A 22,998-nucleotide genomic window follows, 5' to 3' on the forward strand; every position below is an offset into this window, starting at 1 on the left:
CTGCCATTCTGGCGATCCATTGTGAGGCCTGGAACGGCGGCAAAACCGGCCGCATGGCCGGCTCCGCATCCGGCCCGGGTCCACTCGACTTGTCGACCGGAACTGTTCACTTTCGACACACTGTTCCGTCCTTGAACACCCCCGTGCAGCCTCCAGAGGCGCCGGATACCAGCCGACTCAGAGGCCGGCGGCCCATCGGAGCAGCTCGCCTTGTCGGCACAGAAATTGCTAATGCTCTTGCAGTGCAGGGAACCAGGATTCGCCCGAGCGGGTCCGTCCATGCAATTTGCCCGCCCATTACATTCTTACCCTTGAGGAGATCGATCATGACTTGGAGCAAACCGGCATTCAGCGACATGCGTTTTGGATTTGAAATCACGCTGTATATCGCCAACCGTTAAACACCCCTTTCGGCAGGAAGGAGGAAGTGGATGGCGATGCAGGGCAGGCGGGAGCATTGGTGCGCCGGCTTGCCGGGCGCGCCGGCAACGACTCCTTCTCTACCGAGTTAGGTTATCGATGCGGTTGTCAATGCGCTTGTCAGTGCGATCGCATTGACGATGTAACATTGCACCGCGTCCGAGGGCGAGCTGCCCCCGGCGCGCGGTGCGCGAATAATCGGACAACACATGAAGATCATCGTCTTGGGCTCTGCCGCAGGCGGCGGTTTCCCCCAGTGGAATTGCAACTGCCGCAATTGCGCGGGTCTGCGCACCGGAACGATCAATGCCAGCGCACGCACCCAATCGTCGATCGCAGTCTCGAGCGACGGCCTCCACTGGGTGCTGATCAATGCCTCGCCCGACATCCTCGCGCAGATTCGCGCCACGCCCGTCTTGCAGCCTGCCCGAGCCCGGCGCGATTCCGGCATCGTCGCCGTCATGCTGATGGATGCCCAGATCGACCATGTCACCGGCTTGTTGATGCTGCGCGAAGGCAAACCCCTGCCGCTCTACTGCACTGCTTCGGTCTGGGACGACCTCAACACCAGCTTGCCGCTGGCGCCGGTCCTGTCGCACTACTGCGGCGTGCGCTGGCGGGCGCTGGAAGTGGCCCAGGAAGGCCCGGCCATGATGCCGGTAAGCGTGCCGGGCCTGAACGGTATCCGTTTCACGCCGCTGTCGCTGGAGAGCAAGGCGCCGCCCTATTCGCCGCACCGGGAACGGCCCGGCGTGGGCGACAACATCGGCCTCCTGATCGAAGACCTGGAGCACGGCAAGTCGGTATTCTACGCACCCGGGCTCGGCGTGGTCGAGCCCCATGTGGAGGCGGCCATGCGCGGCGCCGACTGCCTGCTCGTCGACGGCACCTTCTGGAGCGAAGATGAAATGATCGAGCAGGAACTCTCCACCAAACGCGCGGCCGACATGGGCCATTTGCCGCAATCGGGCGCCGGCGGCATGATCGCCGTCCTGGACAGCCTCGATGCGCACCCGGATGCGCCGGCCAAGCCGCGCCGCAAGATCCTCATCCACATCAACAACACCAACCCGATCCTGGACGACGATTCCGAGCAGCGCGCCATCCTGCGCCGTCACGGCATCGAGCTCGCCTTCGACGGCATGGAGATCCGCCTGTGACGTCCCCACCCTGGAGCCGCACCGAGTTCGAAGCCCAGCTGCGCGCGCGCGGCGCCGGCTACCACATCCATCACCCGTTCAACGTCAGGATGAACAGCGGGCAGCTGAGCGCGGAGCAGGTCCGCGGCTGGGTCGCGAACCGCTTCTATTACCAGGTCAACATACCGCAGAAAGACGGCGCCATCATCGCCAACTGCCCCGACCGCGAAACGCGCCGCAAATGGGTGCGCCGCATCCTCGACCACGACGGCTGGGACGGCAATGAAGGCGGCATCGAAGCCTGGGTGCGCCTGGGCGCCGCCGCCGGGATCGACCCGGCCGCCCTCTGGTCGCAGCGCCTGGTCGTGCCCGGCGTGCGCTTCGCGGTCGATGCCTACGTCAATTTCGCACGCCGGGCGCCCTGGCAGGAAGCGGTCTGCTCTTCGCTGACAGAAATGTTCGCGCCCCAGATCCACAAGGACCGCCTGGCCAACTGGCCGGCCCATTACGGCTGGATCGACCCGGAGGGCTTGCAGTACTTCCGCAGCCGGATCTCGCTGGCCGAGCGCGACGTCGAACACGGCCTGCAGGTGACGCTCGATCACTTCACGACGCGTGCCCAGCAGGAGCGCGCGCTCGACATCCTGCAATTCAAACTCGATGTACTATGGGCGATGCTGGACGCCATCGACCGAGCCTATCCTTGAATACGGAGCACACCATGCATCCCCTGCCCGACAAGCCCGCGCTGTCCCGCGTGTTCCGCATGCAATGGGAAGAAGCGCAGAACAATTACGTCCTGCTGTATCCCGAGGGAATGGTCAAGCTCAATGCGAGCGCCGCCGAGATCCTGAAACGCTGCGACGGCAAGCATGACGTGGCGGCGATCGTCGCCGAGCTCGAACAGGCCTTCGGCGCCAGCGGCTTGCAGGCCGATGTCGACGACTTCCTCTGCGCCGCGAACGAACGCGGCTGGCTTGCCTGAGCGCGCCGATGAACGCACCCGCGCCTGCATCGCGCATTCCAGCGCCGCTCTGGCTGCTGGCCGAGCTGACCTACCGCTGCCCCCTGCATTGCGCCTTCTGCTACAACCCGATCGACTACGCGCGCCAGGGCGCCGAGCTGTCCACCGCCGAGTGGATCGGCGTGATGCGCCAGGCGCGCGCCCTGGGCGCGGCCCAGCTCGGGTTTTCCGGCGGCGAGCCCCTGGTGCGCGAAGACCTGGAGGAACTGGTCGGCGAAGGCCGGCGGCTGGGCTTCTATACCAACCTGATCACCTCCGGCGTCGGCCTGACCGAAGCGCGCCTGGCGCGCATGAAGGAACTGGGGCTGGACCACATCCAGCTGTCTTTCCAGGATTCGACGCGCGAGATGAACGATTTCCTCTCGAACACGAAGACCTTCGACCTGAAAGCGCGGGTGGCCCGGCTGATCAAGCAGTACGACTACCCGATGGTGCTCAACGTCGTCCTGCACCGCTATAACCTCGACCACGTCGAGCGCATCATCGAGATGGCGCTCGAGATGGGGGTCGACTACCTGGAACTGGCCAACACGCAGTATTACGGCTGGGGCCTTGCCAACCGCGCGCAACTGATGCCGACCCGCGAGCAGCTCGTGCGCGCCGAAGCCGTGGTCAACGCCTACCGCGCCCGGATCGGCAACCGGGTGCGCATCCTGTTCGTCGTGCCGGATTATTTCGAGGAGCGCCCGAAGGCGTGCATGAACGGCTGGGGTTCGGTCTTCCTCGGCATCGCGCCCGACGGCACGGCCCTGCCCTGCCATGCGGCGCGCTCGCTGCCGGGCATCGCCTTTCCCAGCGTGCGCGATTTCAGCGTCGAGGAAATCTGGTATGCCAGCGGCGCCTTCAACCGCTACCGCGGCGACGCCTGGATGAAATCGCCCTGCCGCACCTGTCCCGAGAAGGACAAGGATTTCGGCGGCTGCCGCTGCCAGGCCTATGCCATGACGGGCGATGCGGAAAATGCCGATCCGGTGTGCACCAAGTCGCCGCACCATGCGCAGCTGGAGACCATCGTGACCCAGGCGCAACGCGCACAGGCGCAGGGAACGACCCAGCCCATCGTCTTCAGAAGCGACGCCAATTCGCGCCGCCTCGGCGGCGGCGCGTAAGGCGGGGCGCTCCCTGCCGGCGGCGCATGCGGCTTCGAAAACGCCGCCGCGGGCGGCGGCGTCCGGGCTCGCGGCATGCCGGCCTGTCAGCCGTTGAAGCCCTTGCCCTCGGCGGCCAGGCGTTCGAGCAGCGGCGCCGGCGTCCACGCCTCCCCGTGCGGCCCGCGCGCAAAGCCGCGCATCGCTTCGAGCACGTTCGGCAAACCGACCGTGTCGGCATACAGCATCGGACCGCCGCGATGGAGCGGGAAGCCGTAGCCGGTGAGGTAGACCATGTCGATGTCCGAGGCGCGCAAGGCGATGCCCTCTTCCAGGATGCGCGCGCCTTCGTTGACCAGCGCAAACACCAGGCGCTGGACGATTTCCTGGTCCGGCACGGCACGGCGCTCGCGGCCGCCGGCCTGCAGCTGCGACAGGATCAGGTCGTTCACCACCGACGACGGGTAGGCGGTGCGGTCGCCCGCCTTGTAGTCGTACCAGCCGGCGCCGGTCTTCTGGCCGAAGCGGCCCTGTTCGCACAGCAGGTCCGGCACCTTCGAATAGGCGAGGTCCGGCGTCTCGATGTAGCGGCGCTTGCGGATATACCAGCCGATGTCGTTGCCGGCCAGGTCGCTCATGCGGAACGGACCCATGGCGAAGCCGAATTTCTCGATCGCCTTGTCGATCTGCTCGGGCAGCACCCCTTCGTCGAGCAGGAAGAAAGCCTGGCGCAGGTATTGTTCCAGCATGCGGTTGCCGATGAAGCCGTCGCACACGCCGGAGACGACGCCGGTCTTCTTGATCTTCTTCGACAGCGCCAGGCTAGTCGCCAGCACATCCTTCGCGGTTTCCTTGCCGCGCACGATTTCCAGCAGCTTCATCACGTTGGCCGGGCTGAAGAAGTGCAGGCCGATCACGTCCTGCGGACGCGCCGTGAAGGCGGCGATCTTGTCGAGGTCGAGGGTCGAGGTGTTCGAGGCCAGGATCGCGCCCGGCTTCATGACGGCGTCGAGCCGGCGGAACACGGTTTCCTTCACGCCCAGGTCTTCGAAAACGGCTTCGATCACGATATCGGCCTGGGCGATCTCGTCATAGGACAGGGTGCCGGTGATGAGGCCGATGCGCTGGGCCGCCTTTTCCGGCGTCAGCTTCCCCTTCTTGACGGTGTTCTCGTAGTTCTTGCGGATCGTCGCCAGGCCCTTGTCCAAGGCGTCCTGCTTCGTTTCGAGGATCATTACCGGAATGCCGGCGTTGGCGAAATTCATCGCGATGCCGCCGCCCATGGTGCCGGCGCCGATCACGGCCGCTTTCTCGATCGTGCGGGTCGGGGTGTCGGCCGGGACATCGGGCACCTTGCTGGCCGCGCGCTCGGCGAAGAAAGCGTGGCGCAGGGCTTTCGATTCGTCGGTCTGGGCCAGCGCCAGGAAGCGGTCGCGCTCGAACTTCAAGCCATCCTCGAACTTCATCGTCACGCTTGCCGCCACGCATTCGACGCATTCGAGCGGCGCCGGGAAGGCGCCGGCCATGGCTTTCACGCTATTGCGCGAGAACTGCAGGAAGGCTTCGTGGTTCGGGTAGTCGACCTTCAGGTTGCGTACCTTGGGCAGCGGGCGGACGCCGGCGATGCCGTTGGCAAACTCGACGGCGGAGGCGACCAGGTCGGCGCCTTCGGCAAACACCCGGTCGAACAGCCCGGTGTCGGCCAGCTTTTCCGACAGCACCGGATTGCCCGAGACGATCATGTTCAGGCCCTGCTCGAGGCCGACCACGCGCGGCAGGCGCTGGGTACCGCCCGCGCCCGGCACCAGGCCGATCTTGACTTCCGGCAGGCCGACCTGGGCGCCCGGCGTGGCCACGCGGTAATGGCAGCCGAGCGAGAGCTCGAGGCCGCCGCCCATGCAGACGCCATGGATCGCCGCCACGACCGGCTTTTCCGAGTTTTCGGCGGTGGCGATGAGGGTGTGCAGCGTCGGTTCGGTCAGGGCCTTGGGCGAATTGAATTCGCGGATGTCGGCCCCGCCAGAAAAGACCTTGCCGGCGCCGGTGATGACGATCGCCTTGACGGCCTCGTCCTGCGCGGCGCGCCGCAGCGCGTCCACGGCGGCGCTGCGGGTGGCCATGCCGAGGCCGTTGACCGGCGGATTGTTCAGGGTGATGACGGCAACGCTGCCATGCACGACGTAGTCTGCACTCATGTCTCTTCCTTTTTAATTGGTTGAACCAGCACGGTCCACTATAACGTCAAAAAGTACGGTCGTGTTATTCCTTGATGCGAAAGATCGGCACCCGCTGCATGTGTCAGAATGCCGGGTTCGATGAGCAGGTAAAGATGGCGCAGGTGAACGCGGCCCAGGGCCCGGGAGTAAGAGATGGATAAACTGATTGCTGAATTGATGCGGCTGTTCGTTCCGGCTGGAACGCTCTCGCCCGAGCTGCTGGCCCGGCGCGCGCTCGGCCAGGCGCCGCAGACGCTCGACCTGACGACGCCGGACGGCCAAACCCGCGCCATCGCGGTCGCCTTCGACAAGGGCGGCGACAGTGGCGAGGCGGGGCACTGGACGCGCCTGTGCGCGGCGGCCAAGGCCTTGCAGACGGAACATGGCTTCCCTGCCCCGGCCGTCAGCGTCTCGGGCGGGCGCGGCTACACCCTGTGGATTGCGCTCGAGGCGCCGGTGCCGGCCGCCCAGGCACAGGCCTTCGCCCGCCTGCTGCGCCGGTCGTATTTCCCCGAGCTGGCGGCCGATGCGCCCGACGAGGCGACCGCCCTCCCGCCTTGCCTGGACCCCGGTAGCGGCCGCTGGGCCGCCTTCATCCATCCCGGCATGGGCGCCTCGTTCGCCGAGGAACCCTGGCTCGAGATGGCGCCGCCGCCACTTGCCCAGGCCGCTTTCCTGGAAGAGGTCGGCTGCGTCGGCCCGGCCCTGTTCGCCCGTGCGCTGGCGGCCTTGCAGCCGGCGGCCGTGGCGAGCGCTGTCGAAGCGGCGCCGGGCGCGCGCCCGGCCGAGGCGTCCCGCGCCTTGCTGCTGAGCGAGGCGACGCTCGAGGACATCGTCCGCCACCTGCACGCGCGCAATATCGAGCCGACCTTTCGCCACCTGCTGCCGGACCCCGAGCGCTGACGCCGGGCGCCGCCGGGCCTGCACGCTCACGCCGTCGGCAGCTTGTGCTCCCGGTACTGGTCGCGCAGCCGGTTTTTCTGGATCTTGCCGGTCGCCCCCATCGGCAGCGCTTCGGTGAAGACCACGTCGTCCGGCAACCACCATTTCGCGATCTTGCCTTCGAAGAAGGACAGCAGTTCCTCGCGCGAGAGTTCCTGACCCGGGCGCTTGACGACCACCAGCATCGGGCGCTCGTCCCATTTCGGGTGCGCCACGCCGATGCAGGCCGCCTGCAGCACGGCCGGGTGGGCCATGGCGATGTTTTCCAGGTCGATGCTGCCGATCCATTCGCCGCCGGACTTGATGACGTCCTTGCTGCGGTCGGTGATCTGCATGTAGCCGTCGGCGTCGATGGTCGCCACGTCGCCGGTCGGGAACCAGCCGTCCTTGAGCACCTCGCCGCCCTCGTCCTTGAAGTAACGCGAGATGATCCACGGCCCCTTCACGTACAGGTGGCCGTAGGTGCTGCCATCCCAGGGCAGTTCCTTGTCCTCGTCGTCGACGATCTTCATGTCGACGCCGTAGATGGCATGGCCCTGTTTCTGCAGGATCTTGCGCTGTTCTTCCTGCGGCAGGTCGCGGTGCTTGGCCTGCAGCGTGCTGGCCGTGCCCAGGGGCGACATTTCGGTCATGCCCCAGGCGTGGATCACCTGCACGTCGAGCTTGTCGATCAGGGTATCCATCATCGCCGGCGGGCACGCCGAGCCGCCGATGACGGTGCGGCGGAAGGTCGAGAACTTCAGGTTGTTCTGGACCGCATGGTTGATCAGGCCGAGCCAGACCGTCGGCACGCCGGCCGAGAAGGTCACGCCTTCGGACTCGAACAGCTCGTAGAGCGACTTGCCGTCGAGCGCCGCGCCCGGGAACACCATCTTGGCGCCCGACAGCGGCACCGAATACGGCAAGCCCCAGGCATTCACATGGAACATCGGCACCACCGGCAAGACCGTATCGGCCGAGGACACGTTCAGCGCGCTCGGCGTGCTCGAGGCGTAGGCGTGCAGGATGGTCGAGCGGTGCGAGTACAGGGCGCCCTTCGGGTTGCCGGTCGTGCCCGAGGTGTAGCACAGGGTGGCGGCGGCGTTCTCGTCGAACAGCGGCCAGGCGTAGTCGTCGCTGGACGACGCCATGAGGTCTTCGTAGCACAGCAGGTTGGCGATCTTCGTTTCCTGCGGCATGTGGGCGCGGTCGCTCATCAGCACGAAGCCCTTCACCGTCTTGCAGTGGGCCGCGACGGCTTCCACCAGCGGCAGGAAGGTCAGGTCGAAGAACAGGTACTGGTCTTCGGCGTGATTGACGATGTAGGCGATCTGCTCCGGGTGCAGGCGCGGGTTTACGGTGTGCATCACCGCGCCCGAGCCGGAGACGGCGTAATACAGTTCCAGGTGGCGGTAGCCGTTCCAGGCCAGGGTGGCGACGCGGTCGCCGATTTGAACGCCCAGGCCTTCGAGCACCTTGGCCATGCGGCGCGCACGCACTTCGCACTCGCGGTAGGTATAGCGGTGCAGGTCGCCTTCGACGCGGCGCGACACGATTTCGTTGGTACCGAAATGGCGGGCGGCAAACTCGATGATGCTCGAAATGAGCAACGGCTGGTTCATCATCTGGCCCATGAGCGGGCTCTTCGGATATGACATGTGCATGGTCTCCTGTGGACGAAGTATTAACTCCGAACGAGTGTCGATCGGCGGTGCGCGGCCCGTCAAGGCGTTTCGATGCTGCGCTGCAGCACGCGCCGGGCGTAAGCGGATGTAAGCGCGCTGGCGCGCGCGGCGCGCCTGAATAGAATGGGCCGGGTACGGTAGAATCGCGCTGTTACCTTCTTTTCACCCTGGAGCTGCCATTACGCCCGACGACCTCCAACTCAAGAACGGCTTTGCCGCCCTGCCGCCCGACTTCTATACGCGGCTGATGCCCACGCCCTTGCCTGCGCCCTATTTCGTCGCGGCCAGCAGCCGTGCGGCAAGCCTGGTCGGCCTCGACGCCGCCATGCTGGCGCAGGAAGACTTCGTCGCCGCCTTCACCGGCAACCGCTTGTTGCCGGGTTCGGAACCGCTGGCGGCGGTGTACTCCGGCCACCAGTTCGGCGTCTGGGCCGGCCAGCTCGGCGACGGGCGCGCGATCCTGATCGGCGACCTCGACGGTCCGGAAGGCCGCATGGAGCTGCAGCTCAAGGGCGCCGGCAAGACCCCGTATTCGCGCATGGGCGACGGGCGCGCCGTGCTGCGTTCCTCGATCCGCGAATTCCTCTGCTCCGAGGCCATGGCCGCGCTCGGCATTCCGACCACGCGCGCGCTCGTCGTCACCGGCTCGAACCAGCGCGTCATGCGCGAGAACATCGAGACGGCCGCGGTCGTGACCCGCATGGCCCCCTCTTTCGTGCGCTTCGGCTCCTTCGAACACTGGCATTACCGCGACAAGCCGGAACAGTTGCGCCAGCTGGCCGACTACGTCATCGACACTTTTTACGGCACGCTGCGCGGCACGGCCAATCCCTACAAGGAATTGCTGGCCGAAGTGACCCGGCGCACCGCGCGCATGATCGCCGGCTGGCAATCGGTCGGCTTCATGCATGGCGTGATGAACACCGACAATATGTCGATCCTCGGCCTGACGCTCGACTACGGTCCCTTCGGCTTCATGGAAGCCTTCGACGTCAACCACATCTGCAACCACACCGACCAGGGCGGGCGCTATTCGTATGCGAACCAGGTCGCGATCGGCCACTGGAACTGCTATGCGCTGGGCAATGCCCTGCTGCCCCTGATCGGTACCGTGGACGACGCGCAGGAAGCGCTGGACGTCTACATGCCGGCCTTCGAGGCCCGGCTGGACGAGCTGCTGCGTGCGAAGCTGGGCTTGCGTTCCAGCCAGCCGGACGACCGCGCCCTGTTCGACGGCCTGTTCTCGATCATGCAGGCCGGCCACGTCGACTTCACGCTGCTGTTCCGGCGCCTGGGCGACTTGCGGGTCGACGCACCGGAGAGCGACGCGCCCCTGCGCGACCTGTTCATCGACCGCGCCGCCTTCGACGCCTGGGCCCTGACTTACCGTGCACGCCTGCGCGGCGAAGCGAGCGAAGACGCCGGGCGCCGCGCCGCCATGAACCGCGTCAACCCCAAGTACGTCCTGCGAAACTATCTGGCCCAGCAGGCGATCGAACAGGCGCAGAACGGCGACTATGCCGGCGTGCGCGATTTGCTGGCCGTGCTCGAGCAGCCCTTCGACGAGCAGCCGGGCAAGGAACCGTATGCCGCGCTGCCGCCCGACTGGGCGGCCCACCTCGAAGTGAGCTGTTCTTCCTGATTACCGTAGAAAGACCATCATGACCGACAAAGTAAGGAAAACCGACGCCGAGTGGCGCGCCCAGCTGGACCCGATGGAGTACCAGGTCACGCGCCACGCCGCCACCGAACGCGCCTTTACCGGCAAGTACTGGGACCACCACGCCCACGGCATCTACCATTGCGTCTGCTGCGATACGCCCCTGTTCGAGTCCGACGCCAAGTTCGAGTCCGGCTGCGGCTGGCCGAGCTATTTCCGCGCGCTCGATCCGGACAAGGTGATCGAGAAGACCGACCGCACCCACGGCATGCTGCGCACCGAGATCATCTGCGCCGTCTGCGACGCCCACCTCGGCCACGTGTTCCCGGATGGCCCGCCCCCCACCGGGCTGCGTTATTGCATCAACTCCGCCGCCTTGCGGTTCGAAGAAGTTTAATTTACCTGGCGTCTCATGAAATTCCTGTTCGACTTTTTCCCGCTGATCCTGTTCTTCCTCGTTTATAAAATCGGGAGCGGCAACGAAGCGGCGGCGCTCGCGCTGACCGAGCAATACCTCGGCGGCTTGGTGTCAGGCGGCAAAATCCTGGCGGCGCAGGCGCCGACCATGCTGGCCACCGTCGTCGCCATCGTCGCCACCTTCCTGCAAGTGGGCTACCTGCTGCTGCGCAGGCGCAAGGTGGACGGCATGCTGTGGCTCTCGCTGTTCGTGATCGTCGTCTTCGGCGGCGCCACCATCTACCTGCACGACGAAACCTTCATCAAGTGGAAGCCGACGATCCTGTACTGGGTGTTCGCCGCAGCGCTCCTGGTCAGCCAGCTCTTTTTCGGCAAGAACCTGATGCGCAAGGCCATGGAAGAGGCGCTCCCGCTCCCGGACGCGGTCTGGCCGCGGGTCGGCTACACCTGGATGGTGTTCCTGTTCCTGCTCGGCGCCCTGAACCTGGTCATGGCCTTCGTGGTCTTTCGCGACGACACGGCCGCCTGGGTCAATTTCAAGGTCTTCGGCATGACCGCCATTTTCTTCCTGTTCACCATTGCCCAGTCGATGCTGCTCATGAAGCACATTCCACAGGAGGAAGCATGAATACAGTGAATCCCGCAATGAACCCCGCGACCAACTCCGCCGGCGACCGCCTCGGCCGCATCCGCACGGCCCTGCAGGGCGCGCTCGAACCGACCGTGCTCGAACTGAGCGACGACTCGCACCTGCATGCGGGCCATGCCGGCGCGGCCTCGGGCGGCGGGCATTACAGCGTGAAAATCGTCTCGGAACGCTTCCAGGGGCTGAGACTCGTCATGCGTCATCGGCTGGTGTATGATGCCGTGGCCGATATGATGCGGGCCGAGATCCATGCCTTGGCAATCACGGCCCTGACGCCTTCCGAAACGGACTGAGGCCGGTTCAGGATCGCTTAAGACTTCTATCGCACAATCTGTAGAACTGCTACGCCAAAAAACATATCCAATCTTGTCCAAGCAACTCCCTCCACAGGAATTAACAATGACTTTGAAGCCAGCACGGCTGCTGTTAGCCTTGATCGCCGCAAGCGCCACTTTGGCAGCGCCCGCATTCGCACAGAACCTGGCCGTCGTGAACGGCAAGGCCATTCCGACTTCGCGCGTCGACGCCGTCGTCAAGCAGGTCGTCGCCCAGGGCCAGGGGCAGGATTCGCCGCAACTGCGCGACGCCATCAAGCGCGACTTGATCGCACGCGAAGTGCTGATGCAGGAAGCCATCAAGCAGGGCTACGACAAGAAGCCGGAGGTCAAGCAGGCCCTCGACAACGCGCGCCAGGCCATCGTCGTGAACCAGCTGGCGCGCGACTACATCGAAAAGAACCCGGTGAGCGACGCCGACGTGAAGGCCGAATACGACCGCTACGCCAAGACCCAGGCCGGCGAAAAGGAATACCACCTGCGCCACATCCTGACCACGACCGAGGACGAAGCGAAAGCCGTCATCGCCAAGCTCAAGGGCGGCGCCAAGTTCGAGGAGCTGGCCAAAACCAGCAAGGACACCGGTTCGGCCGCCAATGGCGGCGACCTCGACTGGGCCGCCCCGTCGGCCTTCCCGCCTGAATTCGCGGCCGGCTTCACCAAGCTGCAAAAAGGCGGCGTGACCGACACGCCGGTCAAGACCGGCGCCGGCTTCCACGTCATCAAGGTCGACGACGTGCGCGCGGTGAAGGTGCCCGCCCTGGACGAGATCAAGGCCCAGATCAAGGAAAGCCTTACCCAGAACAAGCTGGCGGCTTACCAAGAGGAAATGGTCAAGAAGGCAAAGGTACAGTAAGATGTTTGCCACCGGCGCCGTCGCTGGCGCCGGTTATTCGTCGCCAGCGGGCGACTTTTCGAGTTTTTATAGGATCTGAACAATGATTTTGAAGCCAACCCGCCTGTTGCTCGCCATGTCGTTCATCGTGGCCGCACCTGTCTTCGCCCAGAACGTTGCGACCGTGAACGGCAAGCCGATTCCGGCGGCGCGGGTCGACCAGATGGTCAAGCAAGTCGTCGCCCAGGGCCGTGCGACGGACTCGCCGCAGCTGCGCGAAATGATCAAGAAGGACCTGATCGGCCGCGAAGTGCTGATCCAGGAAGCCGACAAGCAGAACGTCGGCGGCCGTGCCGATGTGAAGGCCGCCATCGACAACGCCCGCCAGAGTATCATCATCAACGCGATGCTGGCCGACTACGTCAAGAAGAATCCGGTCAAGGACGCCGACATCAAGGCCGAGTACGACAAGGCCAAGGCCGGCGCACCGGACAAGGAATACAAGGCACGCCACATTCTGGTCGAGAAAGAAGAAGACGCGAAAACGATCATCACCAAGCTCAAGGGCGGCGCCAAGTTCGAGGAACTGGCCAAGCAGAGCAAGGACCCGGGTTCGGCTGCCAACGGCGGCGACCTCGGCTGGACCGACCCGTCGCGCTTCGTGCCTGAATTCTCCAAGGCCATGACCGCACTGAAAGTGGGCGCCATCACCGACACCCCGGTCAAGACCCAGTACGGCTACCACGTCATCAAGCTCGACGAATCGCGTCCGGTGACGATCCCGCCGCTCGACCAGGTCAAGCAGCAGGTCGCGGAACAGCTGCAACAGCGCAAGCTGGCCGAGTACCGCGAGTCGCTGCTGAAGAAAGCCAAGATCCAGTAATCCGGACCGGCTTAGAACGACAGGCGCTTCCGCGGAAGCGCCTTTTTTCGTACTCATTTTCCTGGTGGACGCGCCGCGCCCGCGCCGTACCGGCTATCGGTCGTTCGAATGAACGACGCCTCGGATGAGGCGCCGTTCGTTCAGCCCGGGCGGGACGTCAGCCCACCCACTTGCGCGCGTTGCGGAACATGCGCATCCACGGCGCGTCGTCGCTCCACGCCGGCGGCGCCCACGAATGCACGGCGGTACGGAACACGCGCTCGGCGTGCGGCATCATCGCCGTGAAGCGGCCGTCCGGGGTCGTCACCGCGGTCAGGCCGCCGGGCGAACCGTTCGGGTTGAACGGATAGACTTCGGTCGCCTGGCCGCGGTTGTCGACATAGCGCAGCGACTGCACGACCTGGTCCAGGTTGCCGGTCAGCGAAAAGTCGGCATAGCCTTCGCCGTGGGCGATCGCCAGCGGCGCCTGGGTGCCGGCCATGCCGGCGAAGAAGATCGACGGCGAGTCGAGTACTTCGACGCTGCCGAAGCGCGCCTCGAACTGTTCCGACTTGTTGCGGGTGAACTTCGGCCAGGCGTGCGCGCCCGGGATCATCGACTTCAGGTTCGACAGCATCTGGCAGCCGTTGCAGACACCGAGGCCGAAGGTGTCCTGGCGTGCGAAGAAGGCGGCGAACTGGTCGGCCAGCTGGGTATTGAAGAGGATCGTCTTGGCCCAGCCCTCGCCCGCGCCGAGCACGTCGCCGTAGGAGAAGCCGCCTACCGCGATCACGCCCTGGAAGTCGGCGAGCCGGGCCCGGCCCGCGATCAGGTCGCTCATGTGGACGTCGACCGCGGCAAAACCGGCCTGGTGCATCGCCCAGGCGGTTTCGATGTGCGAGTTGACGCCCTGCTCGCGCAGGATGGCCACGCGCGGACGCACGCCGCTGGCGATGAAGGGCGCGGCGATGTTTTCGCTCGGGTCGAACGTCAGCGTCGGACTGATGCCCGGGTCGGCCTCGTCGTTCAGGCGCTCGTACTCCTGGTCGGCGCAGTCCGGATTGTCGCGCAGGCGCGCGATGCGCCAGCTGGTCTCGGACCAGAGACGGTGCAGGCTGCTGCGCTTCTGGTTGTAGACGACTTTCGCATCGCGCGTGAATTCGATCGCGCCGCGGTCGTTGAGCTTGCCGATGATGTGGCTGCAGGCGCCGAGGTCGAGCGCGCGCAGCACGTTCATCACCTCGCGCTTGTCTTCCTCGCGCACCTGCACCACGGCACCCAGTTCTTCCGAGAACAACGCGCGCAGCGTCATTTCATTGCGGCGTTCGCCGACCTGGCTGGCCCAGTTCTTGGCGTCGCCCCAGTCGGACGCATGGGCGTCGCCCATGGTCAGGATATCGAGATTGACCGACACGCCGGCGCGCCCGGCGAAGGCCATTTCGCACAGCGTGGCGAACAGGCCGCCATCGGAGCGGTCGTGGTAAGCGAGCAGCTTGCCGTCGGCGTTAAGGCGCTGGATGGCGGCGAAGAAGGCTTTCAGGTCCGCGGCCGAATCGACGTCCGGCACGGCGTCGCCCAGCTGCTGGGTCACCTGGGCCAGCGCCGAGGCGCCCATGCGGTTCTTGCCGCGGCCGAGGTCGATCAGGATCAGGGCGGTGTCGCCCAGGTCGGTGCGCAGTTGCGGCGTCAGCGAGCGGCGCACGTCGGGCACCGGCGCAAACGCGGACACGATCAGCGAGACCGGCGAGATCACCGATTTGGCTTCGCCCGCATCGCTCCAGGTAGTGCGCATCGACAGCGAATCCTTGCCGACCGGGATGCTGATGCCCAGCGCAGGGCACAGTTCCATGCCGACCGCGCGCACGGTGTCGAACAGGGCCGCGTCCTGGCCCGGCTGGCCGCAGGCGGCCATCCAGTTGGCCGAGAGCTTGATGTCTTCGATGCTGGCCACCGGCGCGGCGGCAAGGTTGGTGATCGCCTCGCCCACGGCCATGCGGCCCGAGGCGGCGGCGTCGATCACGGCCAGCGGCGTGCGCTCGCCCATCGCCATCGCCTCGCCCGCGAAGCCTTCGTAGCTCATGGCGGTGACGGCGCAATCGGCCACCGGCACCTGCCATGGGCCGACCATCTGGTCGCGCACGGTCATGGCGCCGACGCTGCGGTCGCCGATGGTGATCAGAAAAGACTTGTCGGCCACGGTCGGCAGCAGCAGCACGCGGCGCGCCGCCTCTTCCAGGTCGATGCCGGTCAGATCGACGGCGGGCAGCGTGCGCTGCACGTGCTCGACGTCGCGCGTCATTTTCGGCGGTTTGCCGAGCAGGACGTCCATCGGCATGTCGACCGGATTGTTGCCGGCCAGGTCGTCGACCAGCTTGAGCTGGCGCTCCTCGGTGGCGACCCCGATGACGGCGAAGGGGCTGCGTTCGCGCTCGCATAGCGATGCAAATAAACCAAGGTTTTCCTGCGAAATTGCCAACACATATCGCTCCTGCGACTCGTTTGACCAAATTTCCTTCGGCGCCATGCCCGACTCCTCGAGCTGGATCTTGCGCAGCTCGAAAATTGCGCCGCGCTTGGCGTCGTTCACGATTTCCGGGAAGGCGTTCGACAGGCCGCCGGCGCCGACGTCGTGGATCGAGATGATCGGATTGTTCGCGCCCAGCTGCCAGCAGCCATTGATGACTTCCTGGGCGCGGCGCTCCATCTCCGGGTTGCCGCGCTGGACCGAGTCGAAATCGAGGTCGGCGGTGTTGGTGCCGGTCGCCATCGAGGATGCGGCCGAGCCGCCCATGCCGATGCGCATGCCCGGGCCGCCCAGCTGGATCAGCAGGCTGCCGGGCGGGATGTCGTTCTTGAACGTGTGCTGGTCGGAGATGTTGCCGATGCCGCCCGCGATCATGATCGGCTTGTGGTAGCCGTAGACGCCGCCGGCGGCCTGGGCGTTCTGCTCGTAGGTGCGGAAATAGCCGCCCAGTACCGGCCGGCCGAATTCGTTGCTGAAGGCGGCGCCGCCCAGCGGGCCGTCGATCATGATCTGCAGGGGCGAAGCGATGCGTTCCGGCTTGCCGTAGACCGGAGCAGCGCCGGGAGCACCGTGCGGCGCCTGCGCCCCGGCGCCGGCGGCGGTGACGTCGACCGCGTTTTCCCACGGACGCTGGGCATCGGGCAGCAGCAGGTTCGATACCGTGAAGCCGGTCAGGCCGGCCTTCGGCTTGGCGCCGCGCCCGGTGGCGCCTTCGTCGCGGATCTCGCCGCCGGCGCCGGTCGAAGCGCCCGGGAAGGGCGAAATGGCCGTCGGGTGGTTGTGGGTCTCGACCTTCATCAGCGTGTGCGTCAGTTCCGTGAGCGGGGCGTACTCATGGTCCGTGCCCGGGAAGAAGCGCGTCACGACCGCGCCCTCCATGATCGAGGAATTGTCGCTGTAGGCCACCACGGTGCCCTTCGGCTGCAGCTGGTGCGTATTCTTGATCATTCCGAACAGGGATTTTTCCTGCCTGACGCCGTCGATGATCCAGTCGGCGTTGAAGATCTTGTGGCGGCAGTGTTCGCTGTTGGCCTGGGCGAACATCATCAGTTCGACGTCGGTCGGGTTGCGCCCGGCCGCCGTGAACGCGTCGTTCAGGTAGTCGATCTCGTCGATCGACATGGCCAGGCCCAGTTCCGTGTTCGCGCGCAGCAGCGCATCGCGCCCTTCCTTCAACACGTCAATCGATTCGAGCGGCTTGCCTTCGAGTTCCTGGAACAGCTGCGAAGCCTCTTCGGCGTGGCGCAGCACGGTATCGGTCATGCGGTCGTGCAGGAGCGCGGCAACGCTGGCCAGTTCCTCTTCACCGAGTTTCTTGGGCGCGCCGAAGCTGCTGCCGAGGATGCCGCCCTTGAGCACCACCGTATAGGCCACGCCGCGCTCGATGCGGTGCACGTGGGGCATGCCGCAATTGTGCGCGATGTCGGTCGCCTTCGAGGCCCAGGGCGAGATCGTGCCCAGGCGCGGGATGACGAAGAACTCGACGGTGCTGCCCTCGTACAGCGTTTCGGGCACCGGCTCGCCGTAGGTCAGCAGCGCGGTGAGACGCTGCGTGTCGTCGATGGAGAGCGGCGCGGCGCTGTCGACGAAATGGACAAAGCGCGCCTGGACCGCCGCGATCGCGGGCGCGGCCGCTTGCAGTCGGCTCAGGAGGCGTTGGCTACGGAATACGGAGAGGGCATTGGAACCCGGCAGAATCAACATGGCTGGAAGTCGGTTGATGCAGCGTGGCTGCGGGTGGAAGATGGCCCGCTATTATACAGGGTTGACCATGTTGCCCATGCGTCGAGGCTGAGGTAGTTGCCCGCAGGGACGCTTGTGGGTATTGTAGCGAGTGCAAGCGGCGCACGAGCGCGCCCATGAAAGAGACGATGCAAGACAACAGCCAACTGTCGGTCCTGGTAATCGACCCCCATCCCGGCATGCGCGCCAACCTGCAGAACATGCTGAACCTGTCGGGCATCGGCAAGGTCGAATACGCCGTCAATGCGGGCACGGCGATCCGCCAGCTGACGCGCCGCTCCTACGATATCGTCCTCTGCGAATACGACCTGGGCGGCGCTGCGGGCGACGGCCAGGATGGCCAGCAATTGCTGGAAGACCTGCGCCACCACCGCCTGATCGCCCCCTGGTCGATTTTCATCATGCTCACCTCGGAAGCCGTCTACGGCAAGGTGATCGGCGCGGCCGAGCTGGCCCCGACCGACTACGTGCTCAAGCCCTTCACCGCCGACACCATCGGCGCGCGCATCGCGCGCGCGGTCGAACGGCGCGCCCTCTTCCTGCCGGCCTGGCAACTGGTCGCCCAGGGCAATGTGCGCGAAGCGATCCGCTCGGCCGTGGCGGCCGAGATCGCGCATCCCCGCTTCGCCCTCGACTTCGCCCGGCTGCGCGCCGAGCTGCATGCGAACCTGGGCGAGGATGGCGAGGCCGAGGAAATCTACCGCAAGGTACTCGCCTTCAAGCCGCTCGGCTGGGCCGGCCTGGGCCTGGCGCGCGCCCGGTTCGCGCTCGGCCGCGTCGACGAAGCGCGGGAAACGCTGCAAGCGCTGGTCGCCGCCCATCCGCGCCTGATGGCCGGCTACGACCTGCTGGCGCGCTGCCACGAAGCGGCCGGCAAGCACGCCCAGGCGCAACAGATCCTCGAACAAGCCGTCGCCATCTCGCCGCACCTGGTGCGCCGCCTGCGCAAGCTGGGCGAAGTGGCGCTGGCGGCGGGCGACGCAGCGGCGGCCGAAAAATCGTTCAGGCAGGTCGTGAGCAAGGCGCGCCACTCCGAGTTCCGCGACCCGGAAGACCATGTGCGCCTGGTGCAGGCCCTGGTCGGGCGCGGCGACCTGCCCGGCGCCGGTAGCGTCGTGCGCGAGCTGAAAAAGACGGCGCGCGCCTCGCCCGAACTCGATGCCTGCCTGGCGGTGGCGAATGCCGCCGTGCACGATGCGGCCGGTAACCGCGCCGATGCCCTGGCCGCCCTGCAGGCGGCGGTGGCCGCGCTGCGTTCCTGCGGCGGCCTGTCCACCGGCCTGAAACTGGGCCTGGTGCGTGCCTGCCTCGCGCACCGCTTCGACCAGGGCGCGCAGGACGTGATGATGGCGGTGGTGAACGATGCCGGCAGCGGCGTGACCAGCCAGGATGCGCTGGCCCTGTTTACCGAGGCCGGCCGGCGCGACCTGGCCGACGGCGTCCGGCAGCAGCTCACGGCGCAGGCCCGGATCCTGCTCGGCGTGGCCGACGAGAAGCGCAACATGGGCGACGTGCGCGGGGCGGTGCAGACCCTGGTCGAGGCCTTGCACATCGCGCCGGCGAATCTTCAGGTAATGATCGCCGTGGCGGGCGGGGTGCTGCGGCAGATCAACGAGCTGGGGTGGGACCACCCGCTGGGCGAACTGTGTTGCGCGCAGCTGGAGAAGATCCGGGCAATCGATACCGACCATCCCCGGCTGGCATCGCTGGAGGAAGAGTACCTGGCCATGCGCCGCAGGTACGGGATCTCGAGCTAGGCCGGGCGCGGGGCCGCTCCTGCGCCCGGGGCCGCCGCGCGGCGCCCGTCACGGTGTTCCATACCCTCCCCCGCCCGGCGTCTCGATCACGAACAGGTCGCCGGCGGCCATCTCGACCTGGCCGATGTGCCCGACCCGCTCGACGCGCCCGTTGGCGCGCACGACCGTGTTGACGCCGCGCTCGCCCGGCTCGCCGCCGGCCATGCCGAAGGGCGCGTGGATCCGGTTGTTCGACAGGATCGCGGCCGTCATCGGTTCCAGGAAGCGCAGCTTGCGCACGCCGCCGTTCCCGCCATGCCAGCGCCCCGCCCCGCCCGACCCGGGGCGGATCGCATAGCTCTCCAGGCGCACCGGAAAGCGGAATTCGAGGATCTCCGGATCGGTCAGGCGCGAGTTGGTCATGTTGGTCTGGACGACGTCGGTGCCGTCGAAGCCCTCACCCGCGCCGCTGCCGCCGGAAATGGTCTCGTAGTACTGGTATTGTGCGTTCCCGAAGGTGAAATTGTTCATCGTCCCCTGCGAAGCCGCCATCACGCCCAGCGCGCCGTAGAGGGCGTTGGTGATGCAGGTCGAGGTCTCGACATTGCCCGAGACGACCGGGGCGGGATGGCGGGGATTGAGCATCGAGCCGGGCGGGATGACGACCTCCAGCGGCTTGAGGCAGCCGCCGTTGAGCGGAATCTCGTCCGCCACCAGGGTGCGGAACACGTACAGCACGGCCGCCATGCACACCGCCGAGGGCGCGTTGAAGTTGTTCGGCAGCTGGGGCGAGGTGCCGGTGAAATCGATGCGCGCGCTGCGCTTTGTCTTGTCGACCGTGATGGCGACGGCGATCCGCGCGCCGTTGTCGAGTTCGACCGTGAAGGCGCCGTCCTGCAGCGCCGTGATCACGCGCCGCACGGCTTCCTCGGCATTGTCCTGCACGTGGCCCATGTAGGCGCGCACCACGTCGAGGCCGAAGTGCGCGACCATGCGGCGCAGTTCCTCGACGCCCTTCTGGTTGGCCGCCACCTGGGCGCGCAGGTCGGCCATGTTCTGGTCCGGATTCCTCGCCGGGTGGCGCGCGCCGGTGAGGAGCGCGCGCGCTTCCCGCTCGCGCAGCAGGCCGTCGGCGCCGTCGACGAGCTTGAAGTTGTCGATCAGGACGCCCTCGTGCTCGATGTGGCGCGAGTCCGGCGGCATCGAGCCCGGCGTGGTGCCGCCGATGTCGGCGTGGTGGCCGCGCGAGCCGACGTAGAACAGGATCTCGCGCCCCGCCTCGTCGAACACGGGCGAGATCACCGTCACGTCGGGCAAGTGGGTGCCGCCGTTGTAGGGGTCGTTGAGCATGTACACGTCGCCCGCCGCCATGCGGCCCGCGTTCTCGCGCATGACCGTCTTGATGCTCTCGCCCATCGAACCGAGGTGCACCGGCATGTGCGGCGCGTTGGCCACCAGGTTGCCGCCGGCATCGAAGATCGCGCAGCTGAAGTCGAGGCGCTCCTTGATGTTCACCGAATGGGCCGTGTTCTGCAGGCGCAGGCCCATCTGCTCGGCGATCGACATGAACAGGTTGTTGAAGATCTCGAGCATGACCGGGTCGGCCGCCGTGCCGATGGCGCGCCGCTCGGGCAAGGCTTCCACCCGTTTCATCACGAGGTGGTTGTAGGGCGTGACCTCGGCCTGCCAGCCCGCTTCGACCACGGTCGTCGCGTTGTCCTCGGCGACGATCGCCGGACCGTCGATGACGTCCCCCGGCCGCATGCCGGCACGGCGGTAGATGCCGGTCGCACGCCACTGGCCGGCGCCGAACACCGGCACGCTGGCCGCGGGCGCGAGCGGGCCGGTGCGGGGCGCGGGTGGCGCGACCGTCTCGGGCGGCGCTTCCGAGCGGCCCAGCGCTTCGGCCGACACGGCTTCCACGATCAGCGCGCGCGCCGGCATCAGGAAGGAGAAACGGCGCCGGTAGGCCGCTTCGAAGGCGGCCTGCATCGTGCCCGCGTCGGCAAAGTCCACCACCAGCGCCGAATCCGTGCCTTCGTAGCGCAGGTGCACGCGCCGGACCACGGCGATGCGCTCTTGGTCCACGCCCTGGGCGCGCAGGTCTGCCGAAGCGGCATCGGCGAGCATGTCGAGGCGCGCGGCCAGCGCCGCGCCGCCGGCCTCGTGCAAGCGTTCCTCGACCGCCTGCTCGCGCATCGCGCTCTGGTCGGCCAGTCCCATGCCGTAGGCCGACAGGACGCCCGCCAGGCTGTGGATGAAGACCGTCTTCATGCCCAGCGCGTCGGCCACCAGGCAGGCGTGCTGGCCGCCGGCCCCGCCGAAACTGGTGAGCGCGTATTCGGTCACGTCGTGGCCGCGCTGCACCGAGATCTGCTTGATGGCGTTGGCCATGTTCCCGACCGCGATCTCGATGAAACCCGCGGCTACCTGCTCGGGCGTGCGCGCGTCGCCGGTGGCCTCGAGGATGTGCGCGGCAAGCGCGGCGAATTTCGCGCGCACGATGTCGGGGTCGAGCGCCTCGTTCCCGCCCGGCCCGAACAAGCGCGGAAAATGGTCGGGCTGGATCTTGCCGAGGCAGACGTTGGCGTCGGTCACGGTCAGCGGTCCGCCGCGGCGGTAGCTGGCCGGACCCGGATCGGCGCCGGCGCTGTCGGGGCCGACGCGATAGCGGCTGCCGTCGAAATGCAGGACCGAGCCGCCGCCGGCGGCGACCGTGTGGATGCTCATCATCGGCGCGCGCATGCGCACCCCGGCCACCTGGGTCTCGAAGACGCGTTCATAGTCGGAGCAATGAGCGCCGGCGAAGTGCGAGACGTCGGTCGAGGTGCCGCCCATGTCGAAGCCGATGACGCGCTCGAAACCGGCCGTGCGGCTGGCGCGCACCATGCCGACGATGCCGCCGGCCGGCCCCGAGAGGATGCTGTCCTTGCCCTGGAAGGCGCGCGCGTCGGCCAGGCCGCCGCTCGATTGCATGAACTGCAGGTGCACGCCTGGCAGTTCGCCCGCGACCTGGTCGACGTAGCGCCGCAGGATCGGCGACAGGTAGGCGTCGACCACCGTGGTGTCGCCGCGCGCGACCAGCTTCATCATCGGACTCACCGCATGCGAGACCGAGACTTGCGTGAAGCCGATCTCGCGCGCGAGCCGCGCCAGCTGCGCTTCGTGCTGCGTATTGCGGTAGCCGTGCATGAGGACGATGGCCAGCGCGCGCGTGCCGCCGTCGAACACGCGCTGCAGGCCGGCGCGCGCGCCTTCGGCGTCGAGCGGGCGCACGATCTCGCCATGGGCGCCGATGCGCTCGTCGATCTCGACCACCTGGTCGTACAGCAGTTCGGGCAGCACGATGTGGCGCTCGAAGAGCCGCGGCCGGTTCTGGTAGGCGATGCGCAGCGCGTCGCGGAAGCCGCGCGTGATCGCCAGCGCCGTCGGCGCTCCCTTGCGTTCGAGCAGCGCATTGGTTGCCACCGTCGTGCCCATCTTGACCGCCTCGATCCGCGCGGTCGGCAGAGGGTCGCCGGCGGCGACGCCGAGCAGGTGCCGGATACCGGCCACGGCCGCGTCGCGGTACTGCCCGGGATGCTCGGACAGCAGCTTGTGGGTCACGAGTTGCCCGTCGGGGCGGCGCGCGACGATGTCGGTGAAGGTGCCGCCGCGGTCGATCCAGAACTGCCAATCCATATGCGCTCCCTGTCGCTGCAAGTATTCGCGTATTGTATGCGCCGAATGCCCTGAAATTGGCGACAA

At 66.8% G+C, this 22,998-nt stretch carries 17 protein-coding genes; 13 read left to right on the plus strand and 4 right to left on the minus strand.

Translation table 11 applies throughout. The features are described from left to right. Nucleotides 1–326 precede the first annotated feature (326 nt). The 5 genes from pqqA to pqqE all read left to right on the plus strand — a co-directional run bounded on the left by pqqA (nt 327) and on the right by pqqE (nt 3,692). Nucleotides 327–401 (plus strand): pyrroloquinoline quinone precursor peptide PqqA, encoded by a 75-nt coding sequence (pqqA, locus tag ACFPOU_RS15520; RefSeq protein WP_379723309.1) that lies wholly within the window; start codon nt 327–329, stop codon nt 399–401. A gap of 228 nt (nt 402–629) precedes the next feature. Beyond that, the gene (gene pqqB, locus ACFPOU_RS15525) at nt 630–1,580 is read left to right on the plus strand and encodes a pyrroloquinoline quinone biosynthesis protein PqqB (protein WP_379723014.1); all 951 of its coding nucleotides are present in this window, start codon (nt 630–632) and stop codon (nt 1,578–1,580) included. Beyond that, nucleotides 1,577–2,266 (plus strand): pyrroloquinoline-quinone synthase PqqC, encoded by a 690-nt coding sequence (pqqC, locus tag ACFPOU_RS15530; protein ID WP_379723017.1) that lies wholly within the window; start codon nt 1,577–1,579, stop codon nt 2,264–2,266. The genes pqqB and pqqC overlap by 4 nt, the downstream gene beginning before the upstream one ends. Before the next feature lie 14 nt (nt 2,267–2,280). Continuing rightward, nucleotides 2,281–2,544 (plus strand): pyrroloquinoline quinone biosynthesis peptide chaperone PqqD, encoded by a 264-nt coding sequence (pqqD, locus tag ACFPOU_RS15535; RefSeq protein WP_379723020.1) that lies wholly within the window; start codon nt 2,281–2,283, stop codon nt 2,542–2,544. 8 nt (nt 2,545–2,552) lie between these two features. Continuing rightward, entirely contained in the window at nt 2,553–3,692 is a 1,140-nt protein-coding gene (gene pqqE, locus ACFPOU_RS15540) for a pyrroloquinoline quinone biosynthesis protein PqqE (protein WP_379723022.1), read from the plus strand. An 86-nt stretch (nt 3,693–3,778) separates the two neighbouring features. Here the strand turns inward: pqqE and ACFPOU_RS15545 are convergent, their stop codons facing one another. After that, nucleotides 3,779–5,866, minus strand: a complete 2,088-nt coding sequence (locus ACFPOU_RS15545) for a 3-hydroxyacyl-CoA dehydrogenase NAD-binding domain-containing protein (protein WP_379723025.1) — start codon at nt 5,864–5,866, stop codon at nt 3,779–3,781. Between the two features lie 174 nt (nt 5,867–6,040). On the opposite strand from ACFPOU_RS15545, the gene ACFPOU_RS15550 reads away from it, so the two are divergent. Next, the gene (locus tag ACFPOU_RS15550) at nt 6,041–6,790 is read left to right on the plus strand and encodes a hypothetical protein (RefSeq protein WP_379723028.1); all 750 of its coding nucleotides are present in this window, start codon (nt 6,041–6,043) and stop codon (nt 6,788–6,790) included. A gap of 26 nt (nt 6,791–6,816) precedes the next feature. Here the strand turns inward: ACFPOU_RS15550 and ACFPOU_RS15555 are convergent, their stop codons facing one another. Then, the gene (locus tag ACFPOU_RS15555; protein ID WP_379723031.1) at nt 6,817–8,472 is read right to left on the minus strand and encodes a 3-(methylthio)propionyl-CoA ligase; all 1,656 of its coding nucleotides are present in this window, start codon (nt 8,470–8,472) and stop codon (nt 6,817–6,819) included. Between the two features lie 268 nt (nt 8,473–8,740). Between ACFPOU_RS15555 and ACFPOU_RS15560 the strand changes: the two genes are divergently transcribed. The 6 genes from ACFPOU_RS15560 (at nt 8,741) to ACFPOU_RS15585 (ending at nt 13,269) form a co-directional block, all read left to right on the plus strand. Beyond that, the gene (locus ACFPOU_RS15560) at nt 8,741–10,135 is read left to right on the plus strand and encodes a protein adenylyltransferase SelO (protein ID WP_379723034.1); all 1,395 of its coding nucleotides are present in this window, start codon (nt 8,741–8,743) and stop codon (nt 10,133–10,135) included. Nucleotides 10,136–10,154: 19 nt separating this feature from the next. Next, nucleotides 10,155–10,550 carry a peptide-methionine (R)-S-oxide reductase MsrB gene (gene msrB / locus ACFPOU_RS15565; protein ID WP_379723037.1) on the plus strand — a complete coding sequence of 132 codons (396 nt, stop codon included), beginning with the start codon at nt 10,155–10,157 and terminating at the stop codon, nt 10,548–10,550. A 15-nt stretch (nt 10,551–10,565) separates the two neighbouring features. Then, a complete protein-coding gene (locus ACFPOU_RS15570; RefSeq protein ID WP_379723040.1) occupies nt 10,566–11,198 on the plus strand; it encodes a septation protein A in 633 nt (210 codons plus the stop codon). Next, nucleotides 11,195–11,509, plus strand: coding sequence for a BolA family protein (locus tag ACFPOU_RS15575; protein WP_379723043.1), 315 nt, complete (start codon nt 11,195–11,197; stop codon nt 11,507–11,509). The genes ACFPOU_RS15570 and ACFPOU_RS15575 overlap by 4 nt, the downstream gene beginning before the upstream one ends. Nucleotides 11,510–11,615: 106 nt before the next feature. After that, a complete protein-coding gene (locus ACFPOU_RS15580) occupies nt 11,616–12,407 on the plus strand; it encodes a peptidylprolyl isomerase (protein ID WP_379723046.1) in 792 nt (263 codons plus the stop codon). Nucleotides 12,408–12,489: 82 nt separating this feature from the next. Next, nucleotides 12,490–13,269 carry a peptidylprolyl isomerase gene (locus ACFPOU_RS15585; protein WP_379723049.1) on the plus strand — a complete coding sequence of 260 codons (780 nt, stop codon included), beginning with the start codon at nt 12,490–12,492 and terminating at the stop codon, nt 13,267–13,269. Between the two features lie 157 nt (nt 13,270–13,426). Here ACFPOU_RS15585 and purL read toward each other — a convergent pair whose 3' ends face one another. After that, on the minus strand, nt 13,427–17,476 hold the full coding sequence (gene purL, locus ACFPOU_RS15590; RefSeq protein WP_379723052.1) for a phosphoribosylformylglycinamidine synthase: 4,050 nt from the start codon (nt 17,474–17,476) through the stop codon (nt 13,427–13,429). A gap of 155 nt (nt 17,477–17,631) precedes the next feature. Here purL and ACFPOU_RS15595 point away from each other — a divergent pair, with 155 nt between their 5' ends. Next, the gene (locus ACFPOU_RS15595; protein ID WP_379723055.1) at nt 17,632–19,272 is read left to right on the plus strand and encodes a tetratricopeptide repeat protein; all 1,641 of its coding nucleotides are present in this window, start codon (nt 17,632–17,634) and stop codon (nt 19,270–19,272) included. Between the two features lie 48 nt (nt 19,273–19,320). Here the strand turns inward: ACFPOU_RS15595 and ACFPOU_RS15600 are convergent, their stop codons facing one another. Then, nucleotides 19,321–22,932, minus strand: a complete 3,612-nt coding sequence (locus tag ACFPOU_RS15600; protein WP_379723058.1) for a hydantoinase B/oxoprolinase family protein — start codon at nt 22,930–22,932, stop codon at nt 19,321–19,323. Between the last annotated feature and the right edge of the window lie 66 nt (nt 22,933–22,998).

Origin of the sequence: Massilia jejuensis (genome assembly GCF_042656795.1) — a bacterium.
GTDB lineage: Bacteria > Pseudomonadota > Gammaproteobacteria > Burkholderiales > Burkholderiaceae_D > Telluria > Telluria jejuensis.

What these genes read in the sequence shown, in the direction of transcription:
- pqqB (WP_379723014.1), top strand. Translation starts at nt 630, where the DNA reads ATGAAGATCATCGTCTTGGGCTCTGCCGCAGGCGGCGGTTTCCCCCAG.
- pqqD (WP_379723020.1), top strand. Translation starts at nt 2,281, where the DNA reads ATGCATCCCCTGCCCGACAAGCCCGCGCTGTCCCGCGTGTTCCGCATG.
- pqqE (WP_379723022.1), top strand. Translation starts at nt 2,553, where the DNA reads ATGAACGCACCCGCGCCTGCATCGCGCATTCCAGCGCCGCTCTGGCTG.
- ACFPOU_RS15545 (WP_379723025.1), bottom strand. Translation starts at nt 5,866, where the DNA reads ATGAGTGCAGACTACGTCGTGCATGGCAGCGTTGCCGTCATCACCCTG.
- ACFPOU_RS15550 (WP_379723028.1), top strand. Translation starts at nt 6,041, where the DNA reads ATGGATAAACTGATTGCTGAATTGATGCGGCTGTTCGTTCCGGCTGGA.
- ACFPOU_RS15555 (WP_379723031.1), bottom strand. Translation starts at nt 8,472, where the DNA reads ATGCACATGTCATATCCGAAGAGCCCGCTCATGGGCCAGATGATGAAC.
- ACFPOU_RS15560 (WP_379723034.1), top strand. Translation starts at nt 8,741, where the DNA reads ATGCCCACGCCCTTGCCTGCGCCCTATTTCGTCGCGGCCAGCAGCCGT.
- msrB (WP_379723037.1), top strand. Translation starts at nt 10,155, where the DNA reads ATGACCGACAAAGTAAGGAAAACCGACGCCGAGTGGCGCGCCCAGCTG.
- ACFPOU_RS15570 (WP_379723040.1), top strand. Translation starts at nt 10,566, where the DNA reads ATGAAATTCCTGTTCGACTTTTTCCCGCTGATCCTGTTCTTCCTCGTT.
- ACFPOU_RS15575 (WP_379723043.1), top strand. Translation starts at nt 11,195, where the DNA reads ATGAATACAGTGAATCCCGCAATGAACCCCGCGACCAACTCCGCCGGC.
- ACFPOU_RS15580 (WP_379723046.1), top strand. Translation starts at nt 11,616, where the DNA reads ATGACTTTGAAGCCAGCACGGCTGCTGTTAGCCTTGATCGCCGCAAGC.
- ACFPOU_RS15585 (WP_379723049.1), top strand. Translation starts at nt 12,490, where the DNA reads ATGATTTTGAAGCCAACCCGCCTGTTGCTCGCCATGTCGTTCATCGTG.
- purL (WP_379723052.1), bottom strand. Translation starts at nt 17,476, where the DNA reads ATGTTGATTCTGCCGGGTTCCAATGCCCTCTCCGTATTCCGTAGCCAA.
- ACFPOU_RS15595 (WP_379723055.1), top strand. Translation starts at nt 17,632, where the DNA reads ATGAAAGAGACGATGCAAGACAACAGCCAACTGTCGGTCCTGGTAATC.
- ACFPOU_RS15600 (WP_379723058.1), bottom strand. Translation starts at nt 22,932, where the DNA reads ATGGATTGGCAGTTCTGGATCGACCGCGGCGGCACCTTCACCGACATC.